At 67.2% G+C, this 5,194-nt stretch carries 4 protein-coding genes and 1 pseudogene; 1 reads left to right on the forward strand and 4 read right to left on the reverse strand.

All coding sequences use genetic code 11. The features are described from left to right. A partial coding sequence (locus tag VKI00_RS20670) for an amino acid permease (protein ID WP_324440711.1) occupies window positions 1-1,019 on the reverse strand: 1,019 nt, incomplete at its 3' end. A 61-nt stretch (window positions 1,020-1,080) separates the two neighbouring features. Between VKI00_RS20670 and VKI00_RS20675 the strand changes: the two genes are divergently transcribed. Beyond that, entirely contained in the window at window positions 1,081-2,451 is a 1,371-nt protein-coding gene (locus VKI00_RS20675) for an oxidoreductase (RefSeq protein WP_324440717.1), read from the forward strand. Here VKI00_RS20675 and manA read toward each other — a convergent pair whose 3' ends face one another. From manA to manB, 3 genes and pseudogenes are all read right to left on the reverse strand, one after another. Further along, window positions 2,452-3,678, reverse strand: coding sequence for a mannose-6-phosphate isomerase, class I (gene manA / locus VKI00_RS20680; RefSeq protein WP_324440713.1), 1,227 nt, complete (start codon window positions 3,676-3,678; stop codon window positions 2,452-2,454). It abuts the gene before it with no gap. A gap of 7 nt (window positions 3,679-3,685) precedes the next feature. Next, entirely contained in the window at window positions 3,686-4,768 is a 1,083-nt protein-coding gene (locus VKI00_RS20685; protein WP_324440715.1) for a TobH protein, read from the reverse strand. Then, window positions 4,765-5,194: pseudogene (manB, locus tag VKI00_RS20690) on the reverse strand (phosphomannomutase/phosphoglucomutase); the annotation flags it as partial. The pseudogene manB and the gene VKI00_RS20685, both read right to left, overlap by 4 nt.

Genomic DNA, 5,194 nt, shown 5'->3' on the forward strand with positions numbered 1-5,194 from the left:
ACCGTCGTCAGCCCGGCCAGCGCACCGACGGAGATGATGCCGGAAGCCCAGTGCACGCCGTTGATCGCGAACGCGCTGGCCAGGTTCGCGTGATGCCCGTCAGGGGTGGTCTTCAGCGCGGTGTAGGGAACCATCCCGGACAGCACGACCGAGACCGCCACGTAGAGCACGGTGACGATGCCCAACGTGAAGAGGATGCCCCGAGGGACGTCGCGTTGCGGATTCTTTGTCTCCTCGGCCATGGTGGCCACGATGTCGAACCCGATGAACGCGAAGAACACGATCGACGCGCCCGCCAGCACCCCGTACCAGCCGTAATGGCTGCTGTGTGCGCCGGTCAGCAGCGACAGCAACGACTGATCGGCGCCGGCGCCGGCGTGGTCGGTCTCGGCCGGCGGGATGAACGGCGAGTAGTTCGCGGACTTGATGTAGAAGGCGCCGACGATGATCACCAGCAGCACCACCGACACCTTGATGGTGGTGACGACGGCAGAAAATTGCGACGACAACTTGGTGCCCAGCGCGAGCAGGGTGGCAACCAGCGCGACGATCAGCAGCGAGCCCCAGTCCAGCTTGACGAACCCGAGATCGATTGTGTCGCTTGTTAATCCGAACACCGTGCCCAGGTAGCTCGACCACCCCTTGGCGACCACGGCGCCACCGATGGCCAGCTCCAATACCAGGTTCCAACCGATGGTCCAGGCCAGGAACTCACCGAAGGTGGCGTAGGAGAACGTGTAGGCGCTGCCCGCCACCGGCAGCATCGACGCGAATTCGGCGTAGCACAGCGCCGCCAGCCCACAAGTGATCGCCGCGATGAGAAACGAGATCCAGATAGCCGGGCCGGTGATATCTCCCGCTGTTGATGCGGTGACGGTGAAGATGCCCGCCCCGATCACCACCGACACCCCGAACACGGCCAGGTGCCACCAGCTGAGGTCCTTACGCAGCTGGCTACCCGGCTCGTCGGTGTCGGCGATCGACTGCTCCACGGACTTGGTGCGCCATCGACCCGCCATGCACCCGGACAGTACCGAGTACTGTGCGGTCATGCGCGGGGACACGAAATGGGCGCATGCCATCGTCATCGGGGCCAGCATCGCGGGCTTGTGTGCGGCGCGGGTTCTGTCGGATTTCTACGACCGGGTCACGATATTCGAGCGCGACGAGCTCCCGAGCACGGCCGTCAACCGCACGGCGGTCCCCCAGGGCCGGCACCTCCATCTGTTGATGGCCCGCGGCGCGGCGGAATTCGATGGACTCTTCCCCGGTCTGCTCGACGACATGGTGGCGGCCGGGGTTCCCGTCCTGGAGAACCGGCCGGACTGCATCTACTTCGGTGCGGCTGGCCATGTGCTGGGCACCGGGCACACGTTGCGTGACGAGTTCACTGCTTACGTACCCAGCCGCCCGCAGCTGGAATGGCAGATCCGGCGCCGGGTTGCCGACATCGCCAATGTCGAGATCCAACATCGCTCGGTGTCCCAACCGCGGTTCGACTCCGACGCCCAACGGGTGACTGGCGTGCTGCTCGACAGCGACGCCGACGAGCCCGAGTTCGTTGCCGCCGATGTTGTCGTCGACGCGGCCGGACGTGGCACCAGATTGCCGGTGTGGCTGGAGCAGTGGGGATATCAGCGCCCGCCCGAAAAGACGGTCGAAGTGGGCATTGGCTATGCGTCGCATCAGTTTCGGCTCCCCGACGGCGCGATCCGGGAAAGAGTCGTCGTTGCCGGCGCGTCCCAGCAGCAGCCGCTCGGGCTGGGCCTGTTGGGCTTCGAGAACGGCGGGTGGGTGCTGACCACTTTCGGTGTCGGGAAAGTCGAACCGCCGCATACCTTTTCCGAAATGCTTGCGCTGGCCAAGAAGCTGCTGCCCGACAGGCTCTCGGCCGCGCTCGAACGGGCCGAACCGGTCGGTGAGGTGGCCTTCCACCGCTTCCCCGCCAGTCGGTGGCGCCGCTATCACAAGCTGGATCGATTTCCGGCCGGGATTTTGCCGCTCGGGGACGCCGTCGTCAGCTTCGACCCGACGTACGGCCAGGGCATGACGATGACCTCGCTGCAGGCCGGTCATCTGCGCCGAGCCTTGGCCAGTGGCGCGAGTGAAGACCTGGCGCGCGAAGTGAACCGCGCCACCGCCAAAACCACTTACCCGGTGTGGACGATGACCGCCATCGGCGACCATAGATTCCACCATGCGACCGGGCCGGCGCCCCGGTGGTACCGGCCGGTGGGCAGCCTGTTCGACCAGTTCCTCGGAGCGGCGGAAACCGATCCGGTTCTCGCCGAATGGTTTTTGCGCAGGTTTTCGCTGCTGGACAGCCTCTACATGGTGCCCTCAGCCGCGCTGGTCGGTCGTACTATCCGGCACAACATGCGGCTGTGGCTCGCCGAGCGCCGCCAAGCCCGGCAAGACCGTCAGCGGGTCACTCAATCAGCGCAGCGCTAATCACAGGCCGACGGTGGCCCGAAATATCTTGGTCGGTTCCTGGGCGATCAGCCGGATGGGGCCGTCGTCGGCGGCCACCCAGGCCGCGGCGCCTCGGGTGAGCTTCAGCGTCGCAGACTTTCCGGACACGGTCGTCGAACCCTCGATGCACAACAGGATCTGCGGACCGTCGTGGCGTGACGGCGCGTCGACTTCGTGGCCGAGCTGGTCGTCACCAAGCGTCAGCATCGACGCGGCGAATTCGTCGGTGGGCGTGTCATAGATCAACCCGAGTCCATCCCGGTGCGTTGGTGCACGCAGTTGAGCCTCGGTGGTGGGGTTGAAATTCAGCACCCGCAACAGCTCCGGCACGTCGACGTGTTTGGGGGTCAGACCACCGCGTAACACGTTGTCGGAGTTGGCCATTACCTCCAGTCCGACACCGCGCAGGTAGGCGTGCAAGTTTCCGGCCGACAAGAAGATCCCCTCCCCTGGACCCAGAGTTATCCGGTTGAGCAGCAAAGCGGCCAGCACCCCGGCATCGCCGGGGTACCGTTCGCCCAACTCCAGCACGGTCTTGGCTTCGGCCGCGAATTCCGTTGCGCCGCTGGTGACATACTGGATGGCGCCATCGAGCACGGCGGCCACCAGAACGTCGATGTCGGGCTGTGGCGCGGTGATCCACGTCGTGAACAGTGCGCGCAGGCCGTCGGCATCGGACTGATCGTTCAACAAATCGATGTAGGGATCCAGGTCGGACACCGCCAAGGCCCGCAGGAGTTCGATGGTCTTGGCCGCGGGACGGAATCCGGCCAGCGCCTCGAACTGGTGCAACGCCACCAGCAACTCCGGCTTATGGCTGGCGTCGCGGTAGTTGCGCACCGGCGACGTGACCGGGATCCCGAGCTTCTCCTCGCGCAAGTAACCCTCGGCGGCTTGCTCGGCGCTCGGATGCGCCTGCAGCGACAGCGGTTCGTCGGCGGCCAGCACTTTGAGCAGAAACGGAAGCACGTCGCCGAACCGGGCGCGGGTCACCGCGCCGAGCTGCCCTTCCGGATCAGCGACCAACGCCTGCAGCAGCGAGACTTCCCCGTCCGGATTTTCCAGCCAAGCCGGATCACCGGGGTTGGCCCCGAGCCACAGCTCCGCTTCCGGGTGGGCCGCCGGAACGGGCCGCCCGGTGAATTCAGCGATGGCCGTCCGCGATCCCCACGCGTACGTCCGTATCGCACCCCGTAGCAACTGCACCGTCTACTTATCCCCGCACAAGTCGCAAATAAACCGCCGCCATCTCCAACCGGACAGCCAATATAGCCAGCTGCTGCTCGGCCCGTTGCACACCGACCGGCGCTGTGCTGGCACCCGGCCCCTCCGGCACATCTTCGGCGCCGACGATGTCGACGTCGTCGAGCTGCGCGACCCGAGACGCCACGACCGTGCGCTCGGCGTCCAACGTCAACGCCAGCACCCGCAACCGCTCGGCGACCGGCCCGTCGATCTCCTCGTCGTGAAACAACGCCTCCACGGGGTCGACGAGCCCCGACCCCGTGGTGCGCAGCGCAATAAGGGCGTCGGCGAGCCCGGCGGCGGCGACCACCTGATGCGCGACGCGCAGCAGGACAGAAGACCCGTGCCTGGCCAGCGCCAACGTCGCGGCACAGTCCCCGGCCAGCACGACGCGGCGCCGCGACATCCGCTCGACCAACGCCTTGGCCGGATTGGTGAACAATTCGCGGCTGGCGCTGTTACGCAACGCCTCCGCGTCCAGCTCATCGGCCAGCGCCGCCAGGTCCACCCGCAGTTTGGGGTCGACGGTTTGCAAGGCGGCCAGCCCGGCGGCCAGATAGCGGCATAGGCCGAACTCGTCGGGAACCGGTAGCCGCGGCTCCATAACCGCCACCCGGCCGGCCGTGGCATCCCGCAGCGGACCTGCGTAGGGCGCCGCGACGACGAGCCGCGCGCCGCGGCGCACTCCGCTCGCGGCGGCGGCGACCAGTGCCGGATCGCCGGGGTCGTCGCCGGCCACGATCAGCACATCGAGCGGGCCGATCCACGACGGCGCGTCGGCGGTGACAACGATCGGCGCGGCGGCCCAACTGCCGAACGTCGCGGCCAGCATGGTGCCTGCGGTCTCGGCGGTGCCTCGCCCGGCGACCCAGATCACCGTGCGAACACGGTCGTCGCCGCGCACCGCGTCCAGTGCACCCTCGTCGAGCGCCGCCGCGGCCGCGCGCACCTGCGCACCCGCCGTCGACGCCGCCCGCAGCAGCCCGTCGCGATCCGCGGCCAGCAGGCCTTCGGTGTCATCGAGGTCGATCGTGGCCTGCGTCGCGTTCACGTCGCGGCCTCCGTCTGACCTACGGCTGGCCCGCTCACCTGCTGGCGAATTTCCCCGGCAACGTGCTCGACCACCGCGTCCACGTCCTCGACGCAGCGTCCTTCCACGTTCAGCCGCAACAGCGGCTCGGTGTTGGAGGTGCGCAGGTTGAACCAGCTGCCCTCACCGAGGTCGACCGTCACCCCGTCCAGATGATCGATGGATTGAATCCGGGCGGCGAAGGATTTCAGCACCGCGTCGACGCATGAGGGCGCGTCGTCCACGGTGAAGTTGATCTCGCCGGATGACTCGTAGCGCTGGTAGTCGGCGGTCAGCTCCGACAGCGGCCGCTCCTGCTCGCCGAGCGCGGCCAGCACGTAGAGCGCGGCCAGCATTCCCGAGTCGGCGCCCCAGAAGTCACGGAAGTAGTAGTGCGCCGAATGTTCA

Source organism: Mycobacterium sp. (genome assembly GCF_035314665.1).
Lineage (GTDB): Bacteria > Actinomycetota > Actinomycetes > Mycobacteriales > Mycobacteriaceae > Mycobacterium.